The organism is Burkholderia territorii (assembly GCF_902833055.1).
Lineage (GTDB): Bacteria > Pseudomonadota > Gammaproteobacteria > Burkholderiales > Burkholderiaceae > Burkholderia > Burkholderia territorii.
Genome location: NZ_CADFEJ010000004.1, coordinates 13,982 through 40,809, shown reverse-complemented (window position 1 = coordinate 40,809; position 26,828 = coordinate 13,982). Strand labels below are relative to the sequence as shown.

Annotated in this window: 24 protein-coding genes and 1 pseudogene; 13 read left to right on the top strand and 12 right to left on the bottom strand. The window is 69.5% G+C overall.

What is annotated here, in order from left to right; all coding sequences use genetic code 11:
- Nucleotides 1-29 precede the first annotated feature (29 nt).
- Complete coding sequence (gene tcdA, locus HW466_RS10010; protein ID WP_059450059.1) at nucleotides 30-887, bottom strand: tRNA cyclic N6-threonylcarbamoyladenosine(37) synthase TcdA; 858 nt, start codon at nucleotides 885-887, stop codon at nucleotides 30-32.
- A 129-nt stretch (nucleotides 888-1,016) separates the two neighbouring features.
- Here tcdA and pdxH point away from each other — a divergent pair, with 129 nt between their 5' ends.
- From pdxH to HW466_RS09995, 3 genes and pseudogenes are all read left to right on the top strand, one after another.
- The gene (pdxH, locus tag HW466_RS10005) at nucleotides 1,017-1,661 is read left to right on the top strand and encodes a pyridoxamine 5'-phosphate oxidase (protein WP_059450060.1); all 645 of its coding nucleotides are present in this window, start codon (nucleotides 1,017-1,019) and stop codon (nucleotides 1,659-1,661) included.
- 130 nt (nucleotides 1,662-1,791) lie between these two features.
- Nucleotides 1,792-3,012 (top strand): SAM-dependent methyltransferase, encoded by a 1,221-nt coding sequence (locus tag HW466_RS10000; protein ID WP_059506465.1) that lies wholly within the window; start codon nucleotides 1,792-1,794, stop codon nucleotides 3,010-3,012.
- Between the two features lie 23 nt (nucleotides 3,013-3,035).
- A pseudogene (locus HW466_RS09995) lies at nucleotides 3,036-4,323 on the top strand (DUF72 domain-containing protein).
- Between the two features lie 40 nt (nucleotides 4,324-4,363).
- Here HW466_RS09995 and msrA read toward each other — a convergent pair.
- On the bottom strand, nucleotides 4,364-4,924 hold the full coding sequence (msrA, locus tag HW466_RS09990) for a peptide-methionine (S)-S-oxide reductase MsrA (RefSeq protein WP_059769592.1): 561 nt from the start codon (nucleotides 4,922-4,924) through the stop codon (nucleotides 4,364-4,366).
- Between the two features lie 537 nt (nucleotides 4,925-5,461).
- Here msrA and HW466_RS09985 point away from each other — a divergent pair.
- The 3 genes from HW466_RS09985 (at nucleotide 5,462) to HW466_RS09975 (ending at nucleotide 8,320) form a co-directional block, all read left to right on the top strand.
- Nucleotides 5,462-6,868: a selenium-binding protein SBP56-related protein gene (locus tag HW466_RS09985; RefSeq protein ID WP_151006066.1), complete on the top strand. Its 1,407-nt coding sequence runs from the start codon at nucleotides 5,462-5,464 to the stop codon at nucleotides 6,866-6,868.
- Nucleotides 6,865-7,530, top strand: a complete 666-nt coding sequence (locus tag HW466_RS09980; protein WP_151006067.1) for a hypothetical protein — start codon at nucleotides 6,865-6,867, stop codon at nucleotides 7,528-7,530. Before HW466_RS09985 ends, HW466_RS09980 begins: the two co-directional genes overlap by 4 nt.
- A gap of 280 nt (nucleotides 7,531-7,810) precedes the next feature.
- Nucleotides 7,811-8,320 carry a flavin reductase family protein gene (locus tag HW466_RS09975; RefSeq protein WP_059450139.1) on the top strand — a complete coding sequence of 170 codons (510 nt, stop codon included), beginning with the start codon at nucleotides 7,811-7,813 and terminating at the stop codon, nucleotides 8,318-8,320.
- On the opposite strand, the gene HW466_RS09970 is transcribed toward HW466_RS09975, so the two are convergent.
- On the bottom strand, nucleotides 8,307-8,807 hold the full coding sequence (locus HW466_RS09970) for an Lrp/AsnC family transcriptional regulator (RefSeq protein WP_044844460.1): 501 nt from the start codon (nucleotides 8,805-8,807) through the stop codon (nucleotides 8,307-8,309). The two genes, HW466_RS09975 and HW466_RS09970, sit on opposite strands and share 14 nt — an antisense overlap.
- Nucleotides 8,808-8,937: 130 nt before the next feature.
- On the opposite strand from HW466_RS09970, the gene kynB reads away from it, so the two are divergent.
- From kynB to kynA, 3 genes are all read left to right on the top strand, one after another.
- The gene (kynB, locus tag HW466_RS09965) at nucleotides 8,938-9,579 is read left to right on the top strand and encodes an arylformamidase (RefSeq protein WP_059450066.1); all 642 of its coding nucleotides are present in this window, start codon (nucleotides 8,938-8,940) and stop codon (nucleotides 9,577-9,579) included.
- A 40-nt stretch (nucleotides 9,580-9,619) separates the two neighbouring features.
- Nucleotides 9,620-10,873 (top strand): kynureninase, encoded by a 1,254-nt coding sequence (gene kynU / locus HW466_RS09960; protein WP_239005963.1) that lies wholly within the window; start codon nucleotides 9,620-9,622, stop codon nucleotides 10,871-10,873.
- 91 nt (nucleotides 10,874-10,964) lie between these two features.
- Nucleotides 10,965-11,891, top strand: a complete 927-nt coding sequence (gene kynA, locus HW466_RS09955; RefSeq protein WP_060127324.1) for a tryptophan 2,3-dioxygenase — start codon at nucleotides 10,965-10,967, stop codon at nucleotides 11,889-11,891.
- A gap of 28 nt (nucleotides 11,892-11,919) precedes the next feature.
- Here kynA and HW466_RS09950 read toward each other — a convergent pair whose 3' ends face one another.
- The 5 genes from HW466_RS09950 to mdlC all read right to left on the bottom strand — a co-directional run bounded on the left by HW466_RS09950 (nucleotide 11,920) and on the right by mdlC (nucleotide 17,681).
- Nucleotides 11,920-13,317, bottom strand: coding sequence for an MFS transporter (locus tag HW466_RS09950; RefSeq protein WP_174905678.1), 1,398 nt, complete (start codon nucleotides 13,315-13,317; stop codon nucleotides 11,920-11,922).
- The gene (locus HW466_RS32100) at nucleotides 13,314-13,442 is read right to left on the bottom strand and encodes a hypothetical protein (RefSeq protein ID WP_275405508.1); all 129 of its coding nucleotides are present in this window, start codon (nucleotides 13,440-13,442) and stop codon (nucleotides 13,314-13,316) included. Before HW466_RS32100 ends, HW466_RS09950 begins: the two co-directional genes overlap by 4 nt.
- A 182-nt stretch (nucleotides 13,443-13,624) precedes the next feature.
- Complete coding sequence (locus HW466_RS09945) at nucleotides 13,625-14,569, bottom strand: ketopantoate reductase family protein (protein ID WP_174905679.1); 945 nt, start codon at nucleotides 14,567-14,569, stop codon at nucleotides 13,625-13,627.
- Between the two features lie 13 nt (nucleotides 14,570-14,582).
- Nucleotides 14,583-16,034, bottom strand: coding sequence for an aldehyde dehydrogenase family protein (locus HW466_RS09940; RefSeq protein WP_174905680.1), 1,452 nt, complete (start codon nucleotides 16,032-16,034; stop codon nucleotides 14,583-14,585).
- Between the two features lie 30 nt (nucleotides 16,035-16,064).
- A complete protein-coding gene (mdlC, locus tag HW466_RS09935; RefSeq protein WP_059951823.1) occupies nucleotides 16,065-17,681 on the bottom strand; it encodes a benzoylformate decarboxylase in 1,617 nt (538 codons plus the stop codon).
- A gap of 99 nt (nucleotides 17,682-17,780) precedes the next feature.
- Here mdlC and HW466_RS09930 point away from each other — a divergent pair, with 99 nt between their 5' ends.
- The 4 genes from HW466_RS09930 (at nucleotide 17,781) to HW466_RS09915 (ending at nucleotide 22,922) form a co-directional block, all read left to right on the top strand.
- Complete coding sequence (locus HW466_RS09930; protein WP_170296746.1) at nucleotides 17,781-18,692, top strand: LysR family transcriptional regulator; 912 nt, start codon at nucleotides 17,781-17,783, stop codon at nucleotides 18,690-18,692.
- Between the two features lie 179 nt (nucleotides 18,693-18,871).
- Nucleotides 18,872-20,266: a D-arabinitol 4-dehydrogenase gene (dalD, locus tag HW466_RS09925; RefSeq protein ID WP_174905681.1), complete on the top strand. Its 1,395-nt coding sequence runs from the start codon at nucleotides 18,872-18,874 to the stop codon at nucleotides 20,264-20,266.
- A gap of 127 nt (nucleotides 20,267-20,393) precedes the next feature.
- Entirely contained in the window at nucleotides 20,394-21,875 is a 1,482-nt protein-coding gene (gene xylB / locus HW466_RS09920; protein WP_174905682.1) for a xylulokinase, read from the top strand.
- 39 nt (nucleotides 21,876-21,914) lie between these two features.
- Nucleotides 21,915-22,922 (top strand): sugar-binding transcriptional regulator, encoded by a 1,008-nt coding sequence (locus HW466_RS09915; protein WP_174905683.1) that lies wholly within the window; start codon nucleotides 21,915-21,917, stop codon nucleotides 22,920-22,922.
- A 121-nt stretch (nucleotides 22,923-23,043) separates the two neighbouring features.
- Here the strand turns inward: HW466_RS09915 and HW466_RS09910 are convergent, their stop codons facing one another.
- Genes HW466_RS09910 through HW466_RS09895 form a run of 4 tightly spaced genes read right to left on the bottom strand, consistent with a single transcriptional unit; the run spans nucleotide 23,044 to nucleotide 26,749 of the window.
- Nucleotides 23,044-24,153, bottom strand: a complete 1,110-nt coding sequence (locus HW466_RS09910; RefSeq protein WP_059506437.1) for an ABC transporter ATP-binding protein — start codon at nucleotides 24,151-24,153, stop codon at nucleotides 23,044-23,046.
- A 60-nt stretch (nucleotides 24,154-24,213) separates the two neighbouring features.
- Nucleotides 24,214-24,957, bottom strand: a complete 744-nt coding sequence (locus HW466_RS09905) for an HAD family hydrolase (protein WP_174905684.1) — start codon at nucleotides 24,955-24,957, stop codon at nucleotides 24,214-24,216.
- Nucleotides 24,954-25,805 carry a carbohydrate ABC transporter permease gene (locus HW466_RS09900; RefSeq protein WP_059450081.1) on the bottom strand — a complete coding sequence of 284 codons (852 nt, stop codon included), beginning with the start codon at nucleotides 25,803-25,805 and terminating at the stop codon, nucleotides 24,954-24,956. Before HW466_RS09900 ends, HW466_RS09905 begins: the two co-directional genes overlap by 4 nt.
- Nucleotides 25,802-26,749 (bottom strand): carbohydrate ABC transporter permease, encoded by a 948-nt coding sequence (locus HW466_RS09895; protein ID WP_059450082.1) that lies wholly within the window; start codon nucleotides 26,747-26,749, stop codon nucleotides 25,802-25,804. Before HW466_RS09895 ends, HW466_RS09900 begins: the two co-directional genes overlap by 4 nt.
- Between the last annotated feature and the right edge of the window lie 79 nt (nucleotides 26,750-26,828).

Sequence of the window (26,828 nt, the reverse complement as noted above, 5' to 3'; positions counted from 1 at the left end):
ATTGCGTTGCGCGGCGGCCGGTTTGCCGCTCAGCCCGCGGCGCGCGCCGCGATTGCCCGCAGCGCATGCGCGGCGGCCGCGAAGCCGAAGCTCGCGGTCACGCATACGCTCGAACCGAACCCCGCGCAGTTGAGCCCCGCGACATGCGCGGCGGCGGACGGCTCCGCGCCGTCCTCGATGTCGCACGCGGCGGCTTCCGGATAAATCAGCGGCTCGTCCGAATACACCGCGCTGACCTTGAAGCGCGCCTTCGGCCCGCGCGGAAAGCCGTGCTGCTTGCGCAGCTGCGCGCGCACCTTCGACAGCAGCGGATCCTGGATCGTCAGCGCGAGATCGTCGATGCGGATGCGCGTCGGGTCGAGCTGCCCGCCCGCGCCGCCGACCGTGACGAGCGGCTGCCCTTTCGCGACGCACCACGCAATCAGCGCGACCTTCGTGCGCACGCTGTCGATCGCATCGACCACGTAGTCGAAACCACCGCCGAGCAGCGCGTCGAAGTTGTCCGGTTCCGCGAAATCCTCGATCCGGTTCACACGGCAAGCGGGATCGATCAGCGCGATCCGCTCGGCCATCGCGTCGACCTTCGGCTTGCCGTAATTGCCGTCGAGCGCGTGGATCTGCCGGTTCGTATTGCTTTCCGCGACGTTGTCCAGATCGATCAGCGTCAGCGTGCCGATCGCGCTGCGCGCGAGCGCCTCGGCCGTCCATGACCCGACGCCGCCGATGCCGATCACGGCGACGTGCGCGCGCTCGAACGCCGCGAGCGCGGGCGCGCCGTACAACCGCGCGATGCCGCCGAAGCGGCGCTCGCGATCCACGTCAAGCTGGATTGTCGGGCTCGGGGTAAGATCAGAGGAACTGTGCGGGGCAGCGTCGGCAGCGGGCATGGCAGCAAGGAAAACGTAAGTCGTGCAGCCCTCTATTTTGCCTGAACTCCCCGCCGGCACGCGCTCCTGTGCACGCACGATTCTCGCGCGTTCGCTATACTGCCCCCCAGATTGAAGCGTTTGCATAACATGACGACTCTCGCCGATCTCCGCATCAATTATTCGCGTGCTTCGCTCGACGAAGCCGATGCCGCCCCCGACCCCTTCGTCCAGTTCGACCGCTGGTTCAAGGAGGCGCTCGCCGCCAAACTGCCCGAGCCCAACACGATGACGCTCGCCACCGTCGGCGACGACGGCCGGCCGTCGGCCCGAATCGTGCTCATCAAGGGCGTCGACGAACGCGGGTTCGTCTTCTTTACAAACTACGAAAGCCGCAAGGGCCGCGATCTCGCCGCCAATCCGCACGCGGCGCTGCTGTTCTACTGGATCGAGCTCGAGCGCCAGGTGCGCATCGAAGGCCGGATCGAGAAAACCAGCGCCGACGAAAGCGATCGCTATTTCGCGTCGCGCCCGCTCGGCTCGCGCATCGGTGCGTGGGCATCCGACCAGAGCGCCGTGATCGACAGCCGCGCGACGCTCGAAGCGCGCGAAAAGGCCGTGGCCGAACGCTACGGCGAGAACCCGCCGCGCCCGCCGCACTGGGGCGGTTATCGCGTCGTGCCCGACGCGATCGAGTTCTGGCAAGGCCGCCCGTCGCGGCTGCACGACCGCCTGCTCTATACGCGCGATGCCGCGGCGGAGTCGGGCTGGACGATTTCGCGCCTGTCGCCGTAAGCGCGGCTGCCGCGGTGCCGGCGCGCGCCGGCCGTGTCTCGTGTTGCATCCGGGCGCCCGCCTCGCGAGAGGCGGGCGCCGGTCAGGATACCTGGCTGTATTCGATTCAACGAACAAACGGAGAATCCAAATGTTCTGGGAAAAGAAGCTGGCACAGTGGGCGGACGAAGTACGGGCGAAAGCGAACATACCGGCGCGACTCGTGCTGTGGAACGGCGATCAACTCGATTTCGGCACCTTCAGCGCACCGCAGGTCACGCTGAAGGTCAACAGCGCGTCGGCATTGCCGCTGCTGCTCGAACCGAGCCTCGACAATCTCGGCGAGGCGTACGTGAAGGGCAAGATCGACATCGAGGGCCGGCTGTCGGACATCATCAACATCAGCTACGCGCTCGCGCGCAGCACGGTCACCAGCGCAAGCAAGCTCGCGCGCGTGAAGCGCTACTTCAATCACACGAAAAGCACCGACAAGAAGGCGATCCAGTATCACTACGACGTCTCCAACGAGTTCTACCAGCTCTGGCTCGACGAGAACATGGTGTACTCGTGCGCGTACTTCGAGAACGGCGACGAGGATCTCGCGACCGCCCAGATCAAGAAGATCGACCATATCCTGACCAAGATCCGGCTCGAGCCCGGCCAGCGGCTGCTCGACATCGGCTGCGGCTGGGGCGCGCTCGTGCTGCGCGCCGCACAGAAGTTCGGCGCGACGTGCCTCGGCGTGACGCTGTCGCAGAACCAGTTCGATCTCGCGACCGCGCGCGTGAAAGCCGCCGGGCTCGAGGACAAGATCGAGATCCGGCTGCAGGACTACCGCGAGATCGACGGGCAGTTCGACCGCATCACCAGCGTCGGGATGTTCGAGCACGTCGGCCGCAAGAACCTGCCGCTCTATTTCTCCCGCGTGCACGACCTGCTGACCGACGACGGCATCGCGATGAACCACGGGATCACGTCGACCGACGCCGAAAGCGGCGAAACGGCGCTCGGCGGCGGCGAATTCATCGACCGCTACGTGTTCCCGGACGGCGAGCTGCCGCACATCAGCCTTGCGCTGGAAGCGGCGCAGCGCGGCGGCCTCGAGGCGATTGACGTCGAAAGCCTGCGGCGGCACTATGCGCGCACGCTCGAGATCTGGACCGAGAACTTCGAAGCGAAGGCGGAACAGGCTCGCGCGCTGGTCGACGACGAAAAATTCCGCATCTGGCGCGTGTATCTCGCCGGTTGCGCGTACGCGTTCGAGCACGACGACGTGTCGATCTTCCAGATCGTGTGCCGCAAGGCCGGACGCAGCGCGAAAACGCTGCCGTGGTCGCGGCGATACATGTACGAACACACGCTGCCGCGCTAGGCGGCACTTCACGCTGGGCATGCATGGGTGACGGCAGGACGCGGCGCAACACGGCGCCGCAACGACAGCAGCGCGACGTACCGGACGGGTCGCACGCCGACGAGCAATTCGACTTGTTCGGCGCGTCGCCCGACGGCGCGCGCGCTGACGACGCGTCCGCACGCGCGAGCGAACCCGCGACGCCCGACGAACCCGACGCTGCCCGATCGGCAAAGGCGCGTGCCCGAGCCGGCCGTGCATCGCCGCGCCCTCGCGCCGAGCCGGAAGCGGCCCCCGCCTCCGGCCTGCTGTGGGACGAACCGTCGCCACCGGCCGCATCGGCGAAGCCGGCCCGGCGTGCCGCCCGCACCGGTTTCCGCGGAAGTCGCCGACGCGGCGGCCGCGCTGCCGCCGAACGTGCGGCTCGGCACGTCGTCGTGGTATTTCCCCGGCTGGGACGGCATCGTGTACGACGGCGATTTCGCGCGGGCCAAGCTGTCGCGCGAAGGACTCGAGGCATATGGCGCACATCCGCTGCTGAGGAGCGTGAGCCTCGACCGATCGTTCTACGGGCCGCTGTCGGTGGCCGACTACCTGCGCTATGCGCAGCAGGTGCCGGACGACTTCCGCTTCGTCGTGAAGGCGCCGGCGTCCGTCACCGACGCGGTCGTGCGCGGCCGGCGCGGCGAGCCGTCGGGCCCGAACCCGACCTTTCTCGATGCGCAGCTCGCCACGCGCGAATTCGTGCAGCCGTGCCTCGAAGGGCTCGGCAGAAAGGCCGGCGTGCTGGTGTTCCAGTTTTCCCCGATGCCCGATCAACTGCTCGCCGAACCGGCCGCGCTGATCGATCGATTGTCGGCATTCTTCGCGGCGCTGCCGGCGCTGCCGCCGGACGCCGACGGCACGCGCTACGCAATCGAGATCCGCGACGCAAGCCTGCTCACGCCGCGCTTCATCCGCGCGCTCGCGGCGCTGGGCGTGCGGTACTGCGTCGGCCTGCATGCGCGGATGCCCGACCCGCTGCGCCAGGCGGCCGCGCTCGCGCTGCTCGACGGCGATGCGCCGGGTCCGCTGATCGTGCGCTGGAGCCTGCATGGCGGTTTCAAGTACGAGCAGGCAAAGGCGAAATACGAGCCGTTCGACAAGCTCGTCGACGAGGATCCGGCCACGCGCTCGGCACTCGCGGAACTGGCCGCGCGCTACGCGCTGGCCGGGCAGCCCGTGATCATCACGATCAACAACAAGGCGGAAGGCTCCGCGCCGCTGTCGTGTCTCGCGCTCGCGCGCGAGATCGCCGCCGCGTGCGCGCACTGGCGCAGCGAGGCGGCCTGAGAATCGCGGCGCGCACGCCGCTCGCGCGCCGGCGAAACGGTTACGCGCCGCGCAGCGACTTCAGCCGGTGCGAGAACTTCTGGCGGAATTTCGCGAGCTTCGGCCCGATCACGACCGAGCAGTAGCCCTGCCCCGGATTGCGCGCGTAATAGTTCTGGTGATAGTCCTCGGCCGGCCAGTAGTTGTCGTCGAGCGGCACGACCTGCGTGACGATCGGCTGCCCGAACACCTGCTCGCGCTCCAGCTCGCGGATCACGTCGAGCGCGATGTCGCGCTGCGCATCCGAATGCGTGAACACGACCGAACGGTATTGCGTGCCGACGTCGTTGCCCTGCCGGTTCAACTGGGTCGGATCGTGCGTCGCGAAGAAGATCTCGAGGATCTCGCGATAACCGATGCGCGCCGGATCGAACGTTACCTGCACGACCTCCGCGTGACCGGTGTCGCCTTCGCAGACGTCGCGATAGCCGGGATTGCGCGTATGGCCGCCCGCATAGCCCGACTGGACGGCCGTCACGCCGTCGACGTCGAGAAACACGGCCTCCGTGCACCAGAAGCACCCGCCGCCCACAGTCGCGGTTTCAAGCATCTCGTTCACCATGAAATCATTACCTCGTTGATGACAACGGCCGGCACGCGCAACGGGCGCCCGGTGCCGCCGATCCATATGGCCGCGGCCCCGGTCGCCCGGTGCGCAGCGGCAGCGTTCAAGTATCTCACTCGCGCGCGAATCCGGCAGAACGGCATGCGCGCCGCGCACGACCCGCCGCGCGTTTCTCGACTACACTTAGGCACGCTTCGCCGCGACGTCACACCGTCCGGCTGCACGCAGCGTCCGATGCCTGCCCGCCCTGATGCCCACATCATCTGCCGGAACATCGATATGCACGCCTTGACAGAAACCGCCCGCATTGCGGGCCCGACCGCCGGTGCACCGCGCGCCGCCGCTTTCACGCCCTCGCACCGCCGTGCATGCAATGCGCGGCGACCCGGCGCACCGCGCTTCCCCGTTTTCCCGACCTGATGCATCGCGCTGCGCGCTCTCCCATCGCGCGCGGCGGCCAGGGCATTCGGAGCCGCACGTTCGCAGCGAACGGCCGTGCGCCCGTGATCCGATACGACCGAGAGAGGCACCACGATGAGCATGCGGCCTGACCCGACATTTCACGCTTCGCCGGAACTTGCGATGCAGGCGCCGGCGGAGGAATTCGCCTATACGTTGTTGCTGAGCCCCGATTTTTCCAGACCCGACGCACTCGCCGTGATCGACGTGAAGCCGGGCTCGCCGACCTACGGCAAGATCGTGCACACGGTGACGATGCCGAACACCGGCGACGAATTTCACCACTTCGGCTGGAATGCGTGTTCGTCTTCGCTGTCGCCGCTGACCGGCCACGCGTTTCTCGAGCGCCGCTTCCTGATCATCCCTGGCCTGCGTTCGTCGCGGATCTACGTGATCGACACGAAGCCGCACCCGACGCAGGCGCGCATCCACAAGATCATCGAGCCCGACGAAGTATTCGCGAAGACTGGCTATTCGCGGCCGCATACGGTCCACTGCGGCCCCGAAGGCATCTATGTGAGCACGCTCGGCGGCGCGGGCAAGGACGGCACCGACGGTTCGCCCGGCATCTTCATCATGGACTGCGAGACGTTCGACGTCCTCGGCCGCTGGGAGATCGATCGCGGCCCGCAGGACAAGCATTACGACTTCTGGTGGAACCTGCCGCGCGATTACATGGTGTCGAGCGAATGGGCGCTGCCGCCGCAATTCGAGAACGGCATCGTGCCGGAAGACCTGCTCGCGAACCGCTACGGCCACCGGCTGCATTTCTGGGACCTGCACGCGCGACGCAACGTGCAGACGATCGATCTCGGCGCGCAGCACCAGATGGCGCTCGAGGTGCGGCCCGCACACGATCCGGTACGCGAATACGGGTTCGTCGGCGTCGTCGTCGATACGACCACGCTCGAAGGATCGATCTGGACCTGGTGGCGCGAGGATGGCCGGTTTCATGCGAAGAAGACGGCGACGATTCCGCCGGAGCCGGCCGCGGCCGACGAGCTGCCGCCGCTGCTCAAGGCTTTCGGCGCGGTGCCGCCGCTCGTGACCGACATCGACCTGTCGCTCGACGACCGTTTTCTGTATGTGTCGTGCTGGGGCACCGGCGAGATGCGCCAGTACGACGTGTCGGATCCGCATCATCCGGTGCTCGCGGGATCGGTGCGCATCGGCGGAATCGTGCGCCGCGCGCCGCACACGAACGGCCGCGCGTTCGCCGGCGGCCCGCAGATGGTCGAGATCAGCCGCGACGGGCGCCGCGTGTACTGGACCAACTCGCTCTACTCGACGTGGGACGACCAGTTCTATCCGGACGGCGTGCCGGCCGCGCAGGTGCTCGCGCACGCGGGGCCGGATGGCCGGCTGACGCTCGCCGACGATTACTGGGTCGACTTCCCCGACGGCTATCGCGCCCATCAGATTCGGCTCGAAGGCGGCGACTGCTCGACCGACTCGTTCTGCTATCCGTCGGTCAGGCGTTGAACACCGCCTTCTCCGCGCCGCTCGCGCTGTGGGCAGCCGTACTCGCGAGCGGCGTCTATCACGGGCTCAATCCGGCGATGGGCTGGCCGCTCGCGGTGTCGAACGCACTGATGACGCGCCGCGGCGGCGCACTCGTCGCGGCGCTCGGCTATCTCGCGCTCGGCCATGCGCTGGCGGTGTTCATGGTGATGCTGCCGTTCGGTCTGCTTGCCGTGCTGCTGGCGTGGCAGCCGGCGATCCGGATCGGCGCGAGCGCGCTCGTGATCGGCTTCGGCGCGGTGCTGCTGATCCGGCGGCGACACCCGCGTGCGCTCGCGCGGATCCCGCCCGCGCGGCTCGGACTGTGGTCGTTCGCGGTGGCGCTCGCACACGGCGCGGGACTGATGCTGGTGCCGATCTATCTGGGGCTCTGCGGACTCGACCGCGACGCCGGCCACCGCGCGGCGGCCGCGCTGGTCGATGCGCATCTCGGGATGGCGCTCGTCGTCGCGGCCGTGCACGCAGCCGCGATGATCGGCGCAGGCGGCGTGCTCGCTTGGCTCGTGTACCGCTATCTCGGGCTGAAGTTCGTCGCGCGGAGCTGGTTCAATCTCGATGCGGTGTGGGCGTCCAGCCTGATCCTGACGGGTGCGGTGTCGTTCGGGCTGGCGGCGGCGCGATAGCGCCCGGCTCGCTCGCGAAGCGCGCCCGCCGATGGCGCCCCGACGAAAGGCGCGGAACCCTCGCCCCAGCACGACGCCGGCGCCGCGCGACAGTGTTCGCTACCTCACGCTCGCCCCGCGATGTGCCGTCCGCACGGGCCCGGCGGTCGCGATTCCGCTAAAATCGCGCCATGCGCACCACTTCCCGACCGACCGCCCCGGCCTTGCCGCCATTCGTCCGCCGCGCCCCCCGCATTCGCCGCGCGCCGCGCCCGTCCGTTTCGTTCCGGATGGCCGCCCGATGAACCACGCCACCCCGCCGGATTTCGATTCGGCCGCCTTTCGCCAGGCGCTCGGCCAGTTCGCGACCGGCGTCACGGTCATCACGACGCGTGCGCCGTCCGGGCAACTGATCGGCATCACCGCGAGCTCGTTCAACTCGGTGTCGCTCGACCCGCCGCTCGTGCTGTGGAGCCTCGCGCACAAATCGGCATCGACCCCGGTGTTCCGCAACAACAGCCATTACGTGGTGAACGTGCTCGCGGCGTCGCAGCTCGACCTGTGCAAGCGCTTCTCGACCTACAAGGGCGACCGCTTCGAAGGGATCGCGCACGCGGCCGGCAACTCGGGCATGCCGGTGCTCGACGGCGCGCTCGCGTGGTTCGAGTGCCACAACCGCAGCCGCTACGACGAAGGCGACCATGTGATCTTCGTCGGCGAAGTGGAACGCTGCGGCGTGCGGACCGCATCGGATGCCGCAGCGCCGCTCGTGTTCCACGGCGGCGGCTTCCACGGCCTCACACCGCTTTGATCGCCCCCATGCGGGCCAGCCCGACCGGCGCGCCCGCTTCGTCCTTCAGCGTCTGCAACACGATGTTCGAACGGATGTCCATCACGCCCGGCGCCTTGTAGAGCCGGTTCAGCACGAAATCCGAGTAGTGCTTGAGGTTGTGCGCGAGCACCCGCAGCAGATAGTGGCTCTCGCCCGTCACGACGAACGCGCCGACCACCTCCGGCCATTCGCGCAGCGCTTCCGCGAAGCGCTCGTGCCATTGATTTTCTTCGTTGCGCATCGACACCTGCACGAACGCCTCGAGCTCGAAGCCGAGCTTCTCGCGGCTCAGGCACGCGCGATAGTGCTCGATCACGCCCTGCTCCTCGAGCAGGCGCATGCGGCGCAGGCAGGCGGACGGCGACAGCGAGATTCGCTCCGCCAGGTCGAGATTGCTGATTCTGCCCTCCTCCTGCAGTACCGCCAGAATCCGGCAGTCGGTGGCATCGAGCGTGATCGCGTGCATTTTTGGTCCCCGTTTTCCCTCTGATTCGAATTATCTGCCAATCGGGCGGATTGTCCATGTTTATTTCGCAAGCACTTTCTGCGAGCGTCCACCTATCATTCGAAGGATCGATTCACCGATTCGTCATGCCATGGACACACTCTGGGACATCTCGCCGCCCGTCAGCCCCGCCACCCCCGTGTGGCCGGGCGACACGCCGGTTTCCGTCGAACGCGTCTGGCGGATGGAGGCCGGCTCGCCGGTCAACGTCGCGCGCCTGACGCTGTCGCCGCACACGGGCGCGCACTGCGACGCGCCGCTCCACTACGACGCCGACGGCGCGCCGATCGGCGCGGTGCCGCTCGATACGTATCTCGGCCCGTGCCGCGTGATTCACTGCATCGGCGCGTCGCCGGTCGTGCGCCCGGCCGACATCGAGGCCGCGCTCGACGCCGTGCCGGCGCGCGTGCTGCTGCGCACCTATGCGCGCGCCAGCGTCGAGCAATGGGACAGCGGCTTCTGCGCGGTCGCGCCCGAGACCGTCGACCTGCTCGCCGCGCGCGGCGTGAAGCTGATCGGCATCGACACGCCGTCGCTCGACCCGCAGGAATCGAAGACGATGGATGCGCATCACCGCGTGCGCGCGCACCGGATGGCGATCCTCGAGGGAATCGTGCTCGACGACGTGCCGCCCGGCGACTACGAACTCATCGCGCTGCCGCTGAAGCTCGCGACGCTCGACGCGAGCCCCGTGCGCGCGGTGCTGCGCGCGCTGCCCGGCCGGTCCGCCTGATTCACCGAACCACTGAACCGAGAACCACTGACCCGACATCATGATCAAGACCCGTGAAGACGCGCTCGCCCTCGACCGCGACGACCCGCTCGCCCCGCTGCGCGACCAGTTCGCGCTGCCCGACGGCGTGATCTATCTCGACGGCAACTCGCTCGGCGCGCAGCCGCGCGCGTCCGCCGCCCGCGCGCAACAGGTGATCGGCGCCGAATGGGGCGAAGGCCTGATCCGCAGCTGGAACACCGCCGGCTGGTTCGCGCTGCCGCGCCGCCTCGGCGACAAGCTCGCGACGCTGATCGGCGGCGCGCCCGGCGAGACCGTCGTGACCGACACGATCTCGATCAACCTGTTCAAGCTGCTGTCGGCGATGGTGCGCCACCAGGCCGAGCGCGCGCCGGAGCGCCGCGTGATCGTGTCCGAGCGCTCGAACTTCCCGACCGACCTGTACATCGCGCAAGGCCTGATCGAACAGCTCGGCGGCGGCTACGAGCTGCGCCTGATCGACGATCCGGCGGACCTGCCCGGCGCGCTCGGCGCCGACACGGCCGTCGCGATGATCACGCACGTGAACTACCGCACCGGCTACATGCACGACATGCCGGCCGTCACGCAGCTCGTGCACGACGCGGGCGCGCTGATGCTGTGGGATCTCGCGCATTCGGCAGGCGCGGTGCCGGTCAACCTGAACGGCGCGCACGCGGACGGCGCGGTCGGCTGCACGTACAAGTACCTGAACGGCGGCCCCGGCTCGCCCGCATTCGTGTGGGTGCCGCACCGCCATCACGCGCACTTCTCGCAGCCGCTGTCGGGCTGGTGGGGCCACCGTGCGCCGTTCGCGATGCAGCCGGGCTTCGCGCCCGATCCGGGCATCGCGCGCTTCCTCTGCGGCACGCAGCCGATCGTGTCGATGTCGATGGTCGAATGCGGGCTCGACGTGTTCCTGCAGACCGACATGCACGCGATCCGCCGCAAGTCGCTCGCGCTGACGGACGCGTTCATCGCGCTCGTCGAGGCGCGCTGCGCGGGCCTGTCGCTGAAGCTCGTCACGCCGCGCGCGCATCACCAGCGCGGCTCGCAGGCGAGCTTCGAGCATCCGCACGGCTACGAGGTGATGCAGGCGCTGATCGCGCGCGGCGTGATCGGCGACTACCGCGAGCCTTACGTGCTGCGCTTCGGCTTCACGCCGCTCTACACGCGCTTCGTCGACGTGTGGGATGCCGTCGAGACGCTGCGCGACATCCTGGCCACCGATGCGTGGAAGGCACCCGAGTTCGCCGAGCGCGGCGCGGTGACCTGACCGGTTCTTGCCCGGCGTGCCGCGCCGACATGCGCATGGCGCGCCGCGCCCCCGTCATTCAATTCTGGAGAAAGTCGTGAATTCTGGTCATATGCAGCCACCCGGCGACGATGCGCCGGCGGGCTGCCCGTTCTCGGGCGCACGCGCGGCCCACCCGGCGCACGAAGCCCCGCACGTGCCCGGCGATACGTCGGGCGAAGCCGGCTGGCACAACGCGCAGCTCGATTTCTCGAAGTCGATGAGCTACGGCGACTACCTGTCGCTGAATTCGATCCTCGACGCGCAGCATCCGCTGTCGCCCGATCACAACGAGATGCTGTTCATCATCCAGCATCAGACGAGCGAGCTGTGGATGAAGCTCGCGCTGTTCGAATTGCGCGGCGCACTCGATGCGGTGCGCGGCGACGCGCTGCCGCCCGCGTTCAAGATGCTCGCGCGCGTGTCGCGCATCCTCGAGCAGCTGGTGCAGGCGTGGAACGTGCTGTCGACGATGACGCCGTCCGAGTATTCGGCGATGCGGCCGTATCTCGGCCAGTCGTCGGGCTTCCAGTCGTATCAGTATCGGCAGCTCGAGTTCCTGCTCGGCAACAAGAACGTCCAGATGCTGCAGCCGCACGCGCACCGGCCGGACATCCTCGAACAGGTGCGCGCGACGCTCGAGGCGCCGTCGTTCTATGACGAAGTCGTGCGCCTGCTCGCGCGGCGCGGCTTCCCGATCGCGCCCGAGCGGCTCGAGCGCGACTGGACGCAGCCGATGCGGCACGACGAAACCGTCGAGGCCGCGTGGCTCGAGGTCTACCGTCACCCGCAGCAGCACTGGGAGCTCTACGAGATGGCCGAGGAACTCGTCGATCTCGAGGACGCATTCCGCCAGTGGCGGTTCCGTCACGTGACGACGGTCGAGCGCATCATCGGCTTCAAGCAGGGCACGGGCGGCACGAGCGGCGCGCCGTATCTGCGCAAGATGCTCGACGTCGTGCTGTTCCCCGAGCTCTGGCACGTGCGCACCACGCTGTAACGGGCGCGCATGTCATGCGACCCGCGCGTCACGACGACGTGCGGGCCAGTTCCTCCCCTTCGCCCGGCAACGCGCGTTCGCGCGTGAGCCGCGGAATGTGCCGCCGCATCGCGAGCAGCGCGACGCATACCACGCTCATCGCGACGGCCAGCATCGTCAGGTACGCCGTCGCGCCGCCCGCCGTGATGACGAGCGCGCCCGCGAACGCGCTGAGGATCGCGCCGAGCCGGCCGAACGCGAGCGCGCTCGCGGTGCCGGTCGCGCGCACCGCCGTCGGGTAGATGTACGCGCACAGCGCATACATCGTCGACTGCACCGCGTTGACGAACAGGCCGTGCACGCCGAGCCCGACGATCAGCCAGCCCGTGTGGCGCCCCGCATCGACACCCAGCAGCCACACCGCGCTCGCCGCGCCGCCGATGCTGCACAGCGCGAGCGGCCAGCGCGAACCCGCATGCGCGATCGCCCACGCGCACAGCAGCGCACCGATCACGCCGCCGAGGTTGTACGCGGTGAGCCCCGAGCCCGCGACCGACACGCTCAGCCCGCTCGCGGCCAGCATCGTCGGCAGCCAGCTGAACGCCGCATACACCGCGAGCAGGCACATGAAGAACGCGCACCACAGCGCGATCGTGTCGCGTGCCTGGCCGCCGGCGAACAACGCGCCGAAGCCGCCGCGCGCGCCGGGCGCGCGTGCGTCGCGAAGATCGGTGAACACGGTGCCGGGCGCGACCGGCCGCTGCATGCGCGCGAGCAATGCGCCGAGTTCCGGCCAGCGTGCGGGGCGCCGCGCCAGAAAGCGCGGCGATTCGGGCAGCGCGCGCACGAGCACGAAGCCGAGCACGAGCGGCAGCGCGCCGCCCGCGAAGAACAGCCCGCGCCAGCCGTAGCGCGGCAGCACCTCGTGCGCGAACAACCCGGCCAGCATCCCGCCGAGCGGCACGCAGACGATCGTCGCCGTAACCATCATCGTGCGGCGCCGCGCGGGCGTGTATTCGGCCGTCATCGTCGTGGCCGTGGGCAGCGCGCCGCCGATCCCGAGCCCCGCGCAGAAGCGCAGCATCGCGATCGTCGCGACATCCGGCGCGAAGCCGATCGCGCAGGTGGCAATGCCGAACAGGAACACGCTGCCGATCACGGCCTGGCGGCGCCCGAAACGGTCCGCGACGATACCCGCGCACGCGCTGCCGATGCCCATCCCGATCAGCCCGGCGGCCACCGCCGGCGCGAACGCGCCGCGCGTGATTCCCCATTCGCGGATCAGCACCGGAATCGCGAACCCGATCAACTGGCCGTCGAAGCCGTCGAGCACGATCGCGAGCGCGGCGAGCAGCACCACGCAACGCTGCATCGTCGTGAACGGTCCGTCGTCGAGCGTCGTGCCGATGTCGACCGGTGGCGGCTGCAATTCGTCGCGCGTGCTCATGCGGCCTCCCGTGTGCGATGCGTCGGCGACATTGGCGACATCAACGACATCAGCGGTATCGGCAGTATCGGCGACATCGCGCCCGAACGGCGCGCGGCAAGACTACGGCATTCGATGAGATTCATGGCGTCTCCAATTGCCCGGACTGGCGCTTGCGCGTGCCCGGATCTCGTGCTGCACGGTCGGTCGACGCCCGTGCATCGGCGCCTGCCCCGCGTCTTGTCCCATCCTTCCCGATCCGGCAACATCGCGCGCACGCGGCGCGCGCGGATCGTCGTGCGGCGCAAGCCCGCCGCCGGCGCGACGCTTAGCCGCCGCGCGCGTCGATCAGCCTGACGAGCGCGAGCAGCGTCTCGGTATGCGGAACCGCGATACCCGTCTCGCGCGCGGCCGCGACGACGCTGCCGCTGATCGCGTCGATCTCGGTGCGGCGGCCCGCGAGCACGTCCTGCAGCATCGACGGCCGATGGCCGCGATGCGCGTGGATCGCATGCTCGACGTTGCGCGCGATGCGCTCGCCGTCCACCGCGATGCCTTTCGCGTGCGCGACGGCGGCCGTCTCCGCCGCGATCGCGAGTGCGAGCCGCGGGCCGTCGGGCACGCGGCCGAGCTGGTCGACCGTGCAACCCGTCGCCGCGCACAGCGTGTTGAGCGCCGCATTGAACGCGACCTTTTCCCAGATCGCGGCCCACACGTCGGCATCGAGCGAACACGCGAGGCCGGCACGCGAGAACGTATCGGCCACGGCAGCCGCAAACGGGCGCGCCGCGCCGTCTGCCGTCATCATGCGAATCGTGCCGGCACCGTGCGAGCGCACGTGCCCTGTGCCGGCGAAGTCGGCCGGCCAGGTCGTGACGCCGACCAGAATCCGTTCGAGCGGCACGAACGCGTTCAGCGTCTCGACGTTGCCGAGGCCGTTCTGCAGCGTCAGCACGCAAGTACGCGACGTCAGCAATGCGCGCACGCCTTCGAGCGCCGCACGCGTGTGCAGCGATTTCGTGAAGACGATCAGCAGATCGAACGGCATGTCGGGCGATGCGCTCGCCTGCGCATTCGCCGTTTCCGGCCGCACTGCCTGCAACGCATGGACGCGGCGTTCGCCGCGATCGTCGTCGACGCGCAGTCCGTCGCGCCGGATCGCATCGAGATGCGCATCGTTCACGTCGATCAGCGTGACGGCCTCGCCGTGCTCGGCCAGTCGCGCGCCGAACAGCGAGCCCATGGCGCCGGCGCCGAGAATCGCGATCTTCATCGTCGGCGGCCTCTCAGAACGGATAGTGGCGCGGCGCGGTCTGCACGGTGATCCAGCGCAGATCCGTGAACGCGGCGATGCCGGCCTTTCCGCCGAAGTGGCCGAAGCCGCTGTCCTTCACGCCGCCGAACGGCATTTGCGCCTCGTCGTGCACGGTCGGACCGTTCACGTGGCAGATGCCCGATTCGATGCGCGCCGCGACCCGCATCGCGCGCGCGACGTCGCGGCTGAACACGGCCGATGCCAGCCCGAACGCGTTGTCGTTCGCGCAGCGGATCGCCGCGGCCTCGCCGTCGACCCGCACGATGCCCTTCACCGGCCCGAACGATTCCTCCGCGTAGATCCGCATCGCGGGCGTCACGTGATCGAGCAGCGTCGCGGGAAACAGCGTGCCGTCCGACTTGCCGCCGCACAGCAGCGTCGCCCCGTTTGCGAGCGCATCGTCGATCAGCGCGTTGCAGCGCTCGACGGCCTTCATGTCGATCAGCGAACCGAGCACGACCGGCCCTTGGCGCGGATCGCCGAGCGGCAGCGACGCGGCCTTGGCCGCGAGCTTCGCGACGAACGCGTCGGCGATCGATGCATCGACGACGATCCGCTCGGTCGACATGCAGATCTGCCCGGAATTCGCGAACGCGCCGAATGCGGCCGCCGCGACCGCCGCGTCGAGATCCGCATCGTCGAGCACGACGAACGGCGCCTTGCCGCCGAGTTCGAGCACCGACGGCTTCAGGTGACGCGCGCATGCTTCGGCGACGATCCGCCCGACGCGCGTCGAGCCGGTGAAATTCACGCGACGCACGGCCGGATGCGCGATCAGTGCGTCGACGACGGGCCCCGCGTCCTCGGGCGCGTTCGTCACGAAGTTGACGACGCCCGCCGGCAAGCCGGCCTCCTGCAGCGCCTCGACGATCAGCCCGTGCGTGACGGGGCACAGCTCGGAGCCCTTGAGCACGACCGTGTTGCCGCATGCGAGCGGCAGCGCGAGCGCGCGCGTCGCGAGGATCACCGGCGCGTTCCACGGCGCGATGCCGAGCACCACGCCGGCCGGCTGCCGCACGCCCATCGCGAGCGAACCGGGCACATCCGACGGGATCAGTTCGCCGCCGACCTGCGTGGTCAGCGACGCGGCCTCGACGAGCCCGCTCGCGGCCAGGTGCACGTTGAAGCCCGCCCACAGCGCCGACGCGCCGGTCTCGGCGGCCATCGCGGCGACGAACTGGTCGTGCTTCGCTTCGAGCGCGGCGGCAGCCTTCAGCAGCAGCGCGCGGCGCGCGCCCGGGCCGAGCGCGGCCCATTCGGGAAACGCGCGGGCGGCCGCGTCGGCCGCCGCGCGCGCATCGTCGAGCGTGCAGGCAGGCGCGCTCGACGCGACTTCGCCGTCGAGCGGGTTGCGGCGCACGAAGGTCGCGCCGCTGGACGAGTGGCGGCGTTCGCCGCCGATCAGCATCGATACGGTTTGCATGGATTCTCCGAAACGACGCGCGCACGCGCGTCAGGCAACCTCGACGTCGACGACGACGGGCGTACCGGCCCGCAGCGCATCCGTCAGCGTGTCATGCAGGCGCGCGGCATCGGCGACACGGATGCCGCGGCATCCCATCCCTTGCGCGAGCGCGACGAAATCCAGGTCCGGCAGATCGGTGCCCTGCACCGGATCGTCGGGGCCGAAGCCGAACACGGGCGCGAAATCCTGCAGCGCCGCGTAGCGCCGATTGTTCAGGATCACGAACGTGATCGGCAGCTTCAGCTGCGCGGCACTCCACAATGCCTGGATCGAATAGAGGCTCGATCCGTCGCCGATCAGGCCGATCACGCGCCGCCCCGGCCGCGCGAGCGCGACGCCGACCGCGGCCGGCATCCCGTAGCCGAGCCCGCCGCTGTCCATCGTGTAGAACGTGCCGCTGCGCGTGAACGGCAGGTGCGCCTGCATCACCGGCCGCGCGCTCGGCGCTTCCTCGACGACGATGTCGTGCGCGTCGCGCACGTCCGCGAGCGTCTGCAGCGCGAAGGCCACCGACATCCGCTCGCCGGCGGCCGGTGCTTCGGCGCGAGGGCGCGGCGGCCGCGGCGCGGGCATCGGCCGCTCGGGCGGCGCCGGCCTCGCGAGCAGGTCGCGTGCCGCGAGCCGCAGGTTGCCGACGACCGCGTCGCCCGACGGTGTCCATGCGGCGACGCCGGGATCGTCGACGAGCTGCACGAGCATCGCGCCCGGCGGCACGTGCGGGCCGCTGCCCTCGATGTGATAGGTGAATGCGGGCGCGCCGAACGCGAACACGAGGTCGTGCCCGTCGAGCCGCGCGACGATCTTCTCGCGGATCGCGGGCAGGAAGCCGGCGAACAGCGGGTGATCCTCCGGAAAGCTGCAGCGTCCCGACATCGGCGCGACGTACACGCTGGCGCGATGCCGCTCGGCAAGCCGCACGACGTCGTCCCACGCGCCGGCCCGATCGACGGCCGCACCGACCACCAGCGCGGGGCGCCGTGCCGCATCGAGCGCGTCGCCGAGCCGCGCGAGCGCATCGGGATCGGGCCGCACGACGCTGCTGACCGCGCGTCGCGGCAGCAACTCGGCCGGCTGATCCCAGTCGTCGACCGGAATCGACACGAACACCGGCCCGCGCGGCTCCTGCATCGCGATCCGGTACGCGCGCGCGATCGCGGCCGGCACGTCCTGCGCGCGCGCGGGCTCGATGCTCCATTTCACGTACGGCTTCGGCAGCTCGGCGGCCTGCGTCGCGCCGAGGAACGGATCGAACGGCAAAATCGCGCGCGCCTGCTGGCCCGCGGTGACGATCAGCGGCGTGCGGTTCCTGAACGCGGTGAACAGGTTGCCCATCGCGTTGCCGACGCCGGCCGCCGAATGCAGGTTGACGACCGCCGCGTTGCCCGTGGCTTGCGCATGACCGTCCGCCATCCCGACCACGACGGCCTCCTGCAGGCCGAGCACGTAGCGGAAATCGGCGGGGAAATCGCGGAACATCGGGAGCTCGGTGGAGCCGGGATTGCCGAACACGCGATCGATGCCGAACTGGCGAAACAGGTCGATGACGGCATCGCGGACGGTGATCTGGGCGGCCGGTGCGGCGGAATGGGACGGGTTGCCGGTCATGCTCGGGCGTCTCCTCGGTGGCTTGGCGGTTTCCACAGTATCGAAGCGCGAGTCATTCACCGATACTGTATTTTTTGCGAAAAGCCATTACGGATCGGCATGACTTTCGATCTCCGACAATTGCGCGCCTTCACGACCATCGTCGCGTGCGGCAGCCTCGGCCGCGCGGCCGACGCGCTGCACGTGACCCAGCCGGCGCTGAGCCGGATCCTGAAGCGGCTCGAGGACCAGGTCGGCGCGCCACTGTTCGAGCGGCATTCGAAAGGCGTGCAGCTGACGGCGTTCGGCGAGGCGCTGCTGCCGCACGCGACGCTGCTGCAGCACGAGGCCGAGCACGCACGCGAGGAGCTCGACGCGATGCGCGGCTTCGCGAAAGGCACGATCAAGGTCGGCACGGTGGGCAGCATCGCGAGCCTCGTGCTGCCGGTCGCCGTCGGCCGCGTGCTCGACCGCTGGCCGAACCTGCGCGTCGAGATTCTCGAAGGCGTGTGGGACCGGCTCGCGCAAGGGCTGAACAAGCACGAGATCGATCTCGCGCTGTCCGCGCACGGGCCCGACACCGACGAGATCGTCGCGATTCCGGAGTGCCGCTGGGAAGATCGCAGCCATATCGTTGCGGCGCCGCACCATCCGCTGCGCATGCTCGGCCGCGCACCGACGCTCGCCGACACGCTGCACGCGCGCTGGGCGATTCCGCCGCGCGGCACCGCGCCGTTCGACCACATGCGCGCGACCTTCGACGCACACGGGCTTGCCCTTCCCGACATCGCGGTCGAAACGCGCTCGGTCACGACGCTGAAGAGCCTCGTCGCGCATGCCGGCTTCCTCAGCTGGATGGCCGAGCCGATGTACGGCGCCGAACAGTGCGCCGGCACGATCGACACGCTGCCGGTGCGCGAGGTCGTCGCGGTGCGCACGCTCACGGCATTCCGGCGCCGACACGGCATCCTGCCGGGGCCGGCAGGCAAGCTGCTCGACGAACTCGTCGCGCTCACGCGCGAGCAGCGCTGACGCCTTTCCTCGGCCGGGCGCGGCTTGCCCGCTGCCCCCGCAACGCCGCAACGCACCATCGAAATGCCGTGTCCCCGCCTTGACTTTCGCTCGCCCGAATACGATCATTCGCTCACACAAAGAGCAAATGATCGCATTCATATTCGACAGGAAAGACTGGCACGAACAGGAGACACCGGATGAGCGAATCGTCCCCCGCCCGCGCGCCCGTGCTGCTGCACATCGGCGCGGGCTCGTTCCACCGCGCGCACCAGGCGTGGTATCTGCATCGCGTGAACGCGGCCGTGCCGGCCGACGAGCGCTGGTCGCTGACCGTCGGCAACATCCGCGACGACATGCGCGCGACGATGGACGCGCTCGCCGCGCAGCACGGCGCGTACACGCTCGAGACCGTCACGCCGCAGGGCGAGCGCGCGTACGAGACGATCCGCGCGATCTCGCGCGTGCTGCCGTGGTCGATCGACCTCGCCGCGCTGATCGACGCGGGCGCCGACCCGGCCTGCCGGATCGTGTCGTTTACCGTGACCGAAGGCGGCTACTACCTCGACGAACACAACCGGCTCGACCTCGCGAACGCCGATCTCGCGGCCGATCTGCAGGGCGCGCGCACGACGCTGTACGGCGCGCTCGCGGCGCTGCTCGCCGAACGCGTGAAGCGCGGCGCGGGCCCGCTCACGCTGCAGAGCTGCGACAACCTGCGCAACAACGGCGCGCGCTTTCGCGCGGGCATGCGTGAATTCCTCGAACGGCGCGGCGAAGACGGACTGCTTGCATGGTTCGATGCGAACGTCGCGACGCCGAGCGCGATGGTCGACCGCATCACGCCGCGCCCGACCGCCGACGTGCGCGAACGCGTGCGCGCGGCCACCGGCGTCGACGATGCCTGCCCGGTGATGGGCGAATCGTTCATCCAGTGGGTAATCGAGGATCGCTTCGCGGCCGGCCGGCCGCGCTGGGAGCTGGCCGGCGCGGAGCTGGTCGACGACGTGCACCCGTACGAGGAAGCGAAGATCCGCATCCTCAACGCCACGCACAGCTGCATCGCGTGGGCCGGCACGCTCGCGGGCTACACGTACATCCACGAGGGCACGCACGACGTGGCGATCCGCCGGTTCGCGCACGACTACGTGACGCAGGACGTGATCCCGTGCCTGAGCCCGAGCCCGCTCGATCTCGAACGCTACCGCGACGTCGTGCTCGAACGCTTCGGCAACCCGTACGTGCTCGACACGAACCAGCGCGTCGCGGCCGACGGCTTCTCGAAGCTTCCCGGCTTCATCGCGCCGACGCTCGCCGAATCGCTCACGCGCGGCGCCGCGCCGGTCGCCACCGCCGTGCTGCCGGCGCTGTTCCTGCGCTTTCTCGAACGCTGGGCGCGCGGCTTATTGCCGTATGCATACCAGGACGGCGTAATGGACGACGGCGTCGCGCGCGCGATCGTCGAAGCCGACGACCCGGTCGTCGCGCTGTGCGCGAGCCGCGCGCTCTGGGGCTCGCTCGCCGGCAACGCGGCGCTGTTCGAAGCGCTGCGTGCGGGGCTCGCACGCGTGGACGCATGGCTCGCGCAGCGCTGACGCGCGGCGCGCCGCGGCCTGCCAGCCGGCCGCCCGCGGGCGGTCGCGCATCCGGGCGAACCTGCGTTGGCATGGCCGCGCACGTGCGGCTAAAGTAGCGGCTCCTCACTGACGCAACGGATCGCTCATGTATCTCGGCATCGACCTCGGCACCTCGGAAGTGAAGGTGCTGCTGCTTGCCCCGGACGGCACGGTGATCGGCACCGCGGGCACGCCGTTCAGCGTGTCGCGGCCGCACCCGCGCTGGGCGGAGCAGCATCCGGACGATTGGTGGCGAGGCACGCTCGCCGCGCTCGCGGCGCTGCGCGAGCGGCATCCGCAGGCATTCGCGCAGGTGCGCGGGATCGGCCTGTCGGGCCAGATGCACGGCGCGGTGCTGCTCGGTCGCGACGACCGCGTGCTGCGCCCCGCGATTCTGTGGAACGACATGCGCAGCGCCGACGAATGCGCGCTGCTCACCGAACGCGCGCCCGATCTGCACGCGCTGGCCGGCAACCTGGCGATGCCCGGCTTCACCGCGCCGAAACTGCTGTGGGTCGCGAAGCACGAGCCGGACGTGTTCGCGGCGACCGCGTGCGTGCTGATGCCGAAGGACTACCTGCGCTTCCGTCTGACCGGCGCGAAGGTGTCGGACCCGTCCGACGCGGCCGGCACGCTGTGGCTCGACGTCGCGCGCCGCGACTGGTCCGACGCGCTGCTCGCCGCGTGCGACATGACGCGCGCGCAGATGCCGCGCATCGTCGAAGGCAACGCGCCGTCCGGCACGCTGCGCGCGGATCTCGCGCGCGAGCTCGGGCTGTCGGAGGCCGTCGTGGCGGCCGGCGGCGGCGGCGACAACGCGACGAGCGCGCTGGGCATCGGCGCGATCCACGCGGGCGACGGCTTCGTGTCGCTCGGCACGTCGGGCGTGCTCAGCGTGGTCGGCGACCGCTTCATGCCGAACTCCGCATCGGCCGTGCATGCGTTCTGCCACGCGATTCCCGATCGCTGGCAACTGATGAGCGTCGTGCTGTCGGCGGCGAGCTGCCTGCGCTGGGTCTGCAAGCTGACGGGCACCGACGAGCCGGCGCTGCTCGCCGAAATCGAGGCGCTCGATGCGGACGCGCTCGCGACGGCGCCGCTGTTCCTCCCCTACCTGTCCGGCGAGCGCACGCCGCACAACGATCCGTATGCGCAGGGCGTGTTCTTCGGGATGACGCATGCGACCGAACGCGCGCACCTCGGCTACGCGGTGCTCGAAGGCGTAACGCTCGGCCTCGCGGACGGCCTCGACGCGCTGCACGCGGCCGGCGTCGAAACCGACCGTCTGTCGCTGATCGGCGGCGGCGCGCGCAGCGCGTTCTGGGCGCAGCTGATCGCCGACGCGCTGAACGTGCGCACCTGCCAGCACGGCGGCGGCGAAACCGGCGCGGCGCTCGGCGCCGCACGCCTGGGCTGGCTCGCCGTCGGCGGCGATCCGCATGCGGTGCTGACCAAGCCGCCGGTGCGCGCCGAATACGCGCCCGACGCCGGCCGTCATGCGCGGCTGCGCGAGCGCCTCGACGCGTTCCGCGCGCTGTACCGCCACGTGCGCCCGCTTTACGAACCGTCGCGCGCGCGACTCGTGTAAGCACCGCCGCGGCCGCACGTCCGGCATGCGTTACAGTGGATGCCGTTGCGCCGCCCGACGGCCGACCCCGATCCGAACCGAACCGCTATCGTGTCCAAGTCCTCAGAAAAACTCGATCTCGCCACGCGTGCCGCGTGGCTCTACTACGTCGCGGGCGACACGCAGAACGAAATCGCCGAGAAGCTGCAGGTGTCGCGCCCGGTCGCGCAACGCCTCGTCGCGTTCGCCGTCGAGAAGAACCTGATCCGCGTGCGCGTCGATCATCGGCTCGCCGACTGTCTCGAGCTCGGCGCGCAGCTGTCGAAGCGCTACGGGCTCGCGATGTGCGAGGTCGTGCCCGTCGATGCGGACGCGCCCGAAGCGATCGACCGCAAGCTCGCGGTCGCCGGCGCGCAGGTGATGGAGCGCTACCTGAACGAAACGCGGCCGATGGTGATTGCCGTGAGCAGCGGCCGGACGCTGAAGGCCGCGGTCGCGCAGATCGCGCAGATCGAGCGGCCGCAGCACCGGCTCGTGTCGATGGTCGGCGCGATCGCGGCCGACGGCTCGTCGAACCGCTACGACGTCGCGCAGTACATCTCCGAGAAAACCGGCGGCAAGCACTTCCTGCTGCCCGCGCCGCTGTTCGCCGACAGCGATGCCGAGCGCGCGCAATGGTGCAATCACCGGCTGTACCGGATCGTCGACGCGTTGTCGGCGCAGGCCGACGTCGCATTCGTCGGGATCGGCAACATCGGCCCGCACTGCCCGCTCTACGAGGACGGCTTCATTACCGAACAGGAACGCGACGAGATGACCGCGCTCGGTGCGGTCGCCGAACTGCTCGGCGTGCCGATCGATGCGCAGGGCAAGCTGGTCGACGTGTCGACCAGCGCGCGCGTGACGAGCGTGTCGCTCGACACGCCGCCGAAACGCCCGACGATCGCGTTCGCCGGCGGCCCGAAGAAGCGCGACGCCGTGATCGCGGCGCTGCGCGGCGGCTGGCTGTCGGGGCTCGTCACCGACGAAACCTGCGCGCGCGCCGCACTCGACGCGAAGGCGGGCTGACGCCGCCGAACGCTCACGCGGCCGCGCGACGCGCGGCAAACGCGTGCCGGCGCGCGCCACGCGCCGATCCAGGCCGCCGCCAGCAGCGCGACGAGCGCCGCCGGCATCGTTCCCGCGCCCGTCACGCCGCCTTCGCGTGCGGGCTCAGCCGACGCAGCGCCTGCCCGCGTTCGTCGAACAGGTGGCAGTGCTCGGGCTGCGCATGCACGTGCAGCGTCTCGCCGGTGCGGTACGTGTCGAGCGGCGGAATCCGCGCGATCAGCCCGTCCGGTGCGACGGCCGACTCCGCGTACAGATACGCGGCATCGCCGAGCGATTCGACAGCCATCGTCCGTGCGGCGACACCGTCCGCCGCCTGTCCCACCAGCAGATGTTCGGGCCGCACGCCGACGGTCACGGCCGCGCCGCGCTGCAGGCCCGCCGCATCGACGGCGACGTGCTGCGTCTCGCCGCTGCCGAAACGCACCAGCACGCCCGTCGCATCGGCCGACTCCACCGTGCCCGTCAGGAAGTTCATCTTCGGCGAGCCGATGAAGCCCGCAACGAACTGGTTGGCCGGCGCGTGGTACAGCGCGTTCGGCGTGCCGACCTGCTGCACCTCGCCGCCCGACAGCACGACGATCTTGTCGGCGAGCGTCATCGCCTCGACCTGGTCGTGGGTCACGTAGATCATCGTCGTCTTCAGCTCGTCGTGCAGCCGCGCGAATTCCAGCCGCATCTTCACGCGCAGCGCCGCGTCGAGGTTCGACAACGGCTCGTCGAACAGGAACACCTTCGGCTTGCGCGTGATCGCGCGGCCGATCGCGACGCGCTGGCGCTGGCCGCCCGACAACTGCTTCGGCTTGCGGTCGAGCAGGTGATCGATGTGCAGGATCTTCGCGGCCTGCTTCACCGCCTGGTCGATCTCGGGCTTCTTCGCTCCGGCGAGCTTCAGGCCGAACGCCATGTTGTCGTACAGCGTCATGTGCGGGTACAGCGCATACGACTGGAACACCATCGCGATGCCGCGCTTCGCGCTCGGCACGTCGTTGACCTTCGCGCCGTCGATCAGCAGGTCGCCGCTCGAGATGTCCTCGAGCCCGGCGATCATCCGCATCAGCGTGGATTTGCCGCAGCCGCTCGGCCCGACGAACACGACGAATTCGCCGTCGGCGATGTCGAGGTTCACGTTGCGCAGCACTTCGGTGTCGTCGTAGCGCTTCGCGATGTTGCGCAGGAGCACGCTTGCCATGATCTGTCTCCGTTCGTTCGTGATGCGCCGCGTGCGACGCGGCGCGATCGTTCGTGGTTGCTAGTTCGGCAGCACGGCGCCGGTCGCCTGCCAGCGCGCGACGTAGCCGGGCAGCTCGTGCATGTCGTCGAATACGTGACGCGCGCCGATCCCGCGCAGCGCGTCGATCTGCGCGGCCGACGCATGCCCGCCGCCGACGAAGCCGAGCACGGTCATGCCGGCCGCGGCAGCCGCGGTGATGCCGGTCACGCTGTCCTCGACGACGAGGCATTGCGCGGGCACCGCGCCGAGCGCGCGGGCGGCCGCGAGATACACGTCGGGTGCCGGCTTCGGCCTCGCGACGGCGTCCGCGCAGAACAGCCGGTCGCCGAAGAAGCGCGCGAGACCGGTGCGCGCGAGCGCCGCCTCGACGTATGCGCGGTAGCTGTTGCTCGCGCATGCGGTCGTCATGCCGATCGCGGCGAGTGCCGTGTCGATGCCGTCGACCATCGGCGCGTTCACGGCCGCCGCCTCGACCGCGCGGCGGATCGCGTTGACGTCGTCGGCGCTCAGCGTGCGGCCGACCGCCTCGCTCGCGCCGGCCAGCACGCGCTCGATGCGCAGCCCGAGCAGCGGCATCACCGCCGGGCGCGCGTCGACGCCCGGCCAGCGCGCGTCCAGCTCGCGCACGATCACGTCGGCGGCAACGGCCTCGCTGTCGATCAGCACGCCGTCGCAATCGCAGATCAGCACGTTCGTCCCGTGACCGAACGGGCCATTGCCGGCCGCGCCTTTGCCGGCCGCGCCTTTGCTGGCCGCGCTCATTTAACCGCCCCGAACGTGAGCCCGCGCACCAGCTGCTTCTGCGACAGCCAGCCGACGATCAGGATCGGCGCGACCGCGAGCAGCGAAGCGGCGGACAGCTTCGCCCAGAACAGGCCCTCAGGGCTCGAGTACGACGCGATGAACACGGTCAGCGGCGCGGCGTTCGAGCTCGACAGATTGATGCTCCAGAACGCCTCGTTCCACGACAGGATCACGAGCAGCAGCGCGGTGGACGCGAGCCCCGGCAGCGCCATCGGCATCAGCAGGTAGACGATCTCCTGCCACGTCGACGCGCCGTCGATGCGCCCGGCCTCGAGGATGTCCTTCGGGATTTCGTTGAAGTAGGTGAAGGTCATCCACACCGCGATCGGCAGGTTGATCAGCGTGTACACGATCACGAGGCCCGACACGGTGTCGAGCAGCCCCGCGTTCTTCCACAACAGGTAGATCGGCACGAGCACGCCGACCGACGGCATCATCTTCGTCGACAGCATCCACAGCAGCACTTTCTGCGTGCGGTGGTTCGGGAAAAACGCCATCGCATAGGCCGCCGGCACCGCGAGCAACAGCGAGATCACCGTGACGCCGGCCGAGATCAGCACCGAGTTCCACGCGAACGCGAAGTAGTTGCTGCGCGCGAACACCTCGCGGAAGCTGTCGAGCGTCGGCATGAAGAACAGCGTCGACGCGTACGCCTGCTGCTCGGTCTTGAACGCGGTGATCGCCATCCAGAAGATCGGGAAGAACAGCAGCAGCGCGAGAAGCCACGCGAGCGCGCCCGGCAGCGCACGCCGCACGAGGTCGAGCGGAGCCGAGGCGCGCCGCCCTTCGAAAGTCAGGTCGCTCATTTCTCGTACTCCCCCTTCAGGTTGCGCGCGAGCATCCGCACCAGGAAGAACGACACGACGTTCGCGACCACGACGGCGATGATCCCGCCCGCGGATGCGAGGCCGACGTCGAACTGCTGCAGACCGAGCGCGTAGATCAGGTACGACAGGTTGGTCGTCGCGTTGCCGGGGCCGCCGCCCGTCGTCGTGTAGATCTCCGCGAAGATCGACAGCAGGAAGATCGTCTCCATCATCACGACCACGGCGATCGCGCGCTTCAGGTGCGGCAGCGTGATGTAGAAGAACATCGCGATCGGGCCCGCACCGTCGATGCGCGCGGCTTCCTTCTGCTCCTGGTCGAGCGACTGGATCGCGGTAAACAGGATCAGGAATGCGAACGGCAGCCACTGCCACGCGACGATGATGATCACGGCGGTCAGCGGGTAGTCGGCGAACCAGTCGATCGGCGTCATCCCGAGCGCGCGCATCGCGTTCGCGACGAGCCCGTACACCGGATGCAGGATCATGTTCTTCCAGATCAGCGCGGCGACCGTCGGCATCACGAAGAACGGCGCGATCACGAGCAGGCGCGCCACGCCCTGCCCGTAGAACTTGCGGTCGAACAGCACGGCCATCAGCACGCCGCCGACCACGGTGATCGCGAGCACCGCGCCGATCAGCACGAGCGTGTGCCCGATCGCGGGCAGGAACGACGGATCGGTCGCGAGGAAGCGGTAGTTGTCGAACCCGGCAAAGCCCTTCACGTCCGGATTCAGCAGGTTGTAGCGCGAGAACGAATACCAGATCGTCATCGCGAGCGGAATCGACATCCACAGCAGCAGCACCGCGACGGACGGCGACACGAGCCAGCTCGCGCCGCCGCGCGCGCGGCGCGGCGCGCCCGGCGGCGACGACGCGTCGCCGACGGACGGCGCGTGGCTCAGGGGAAGACGTAAATGACGCATGATCGGAGTTCCTCCGGTTGACGCGCGGGCGAAAACGGCCGGCCCGCCTTGCTGCTTCTTCGGCCCGTGCCGCGCGCGA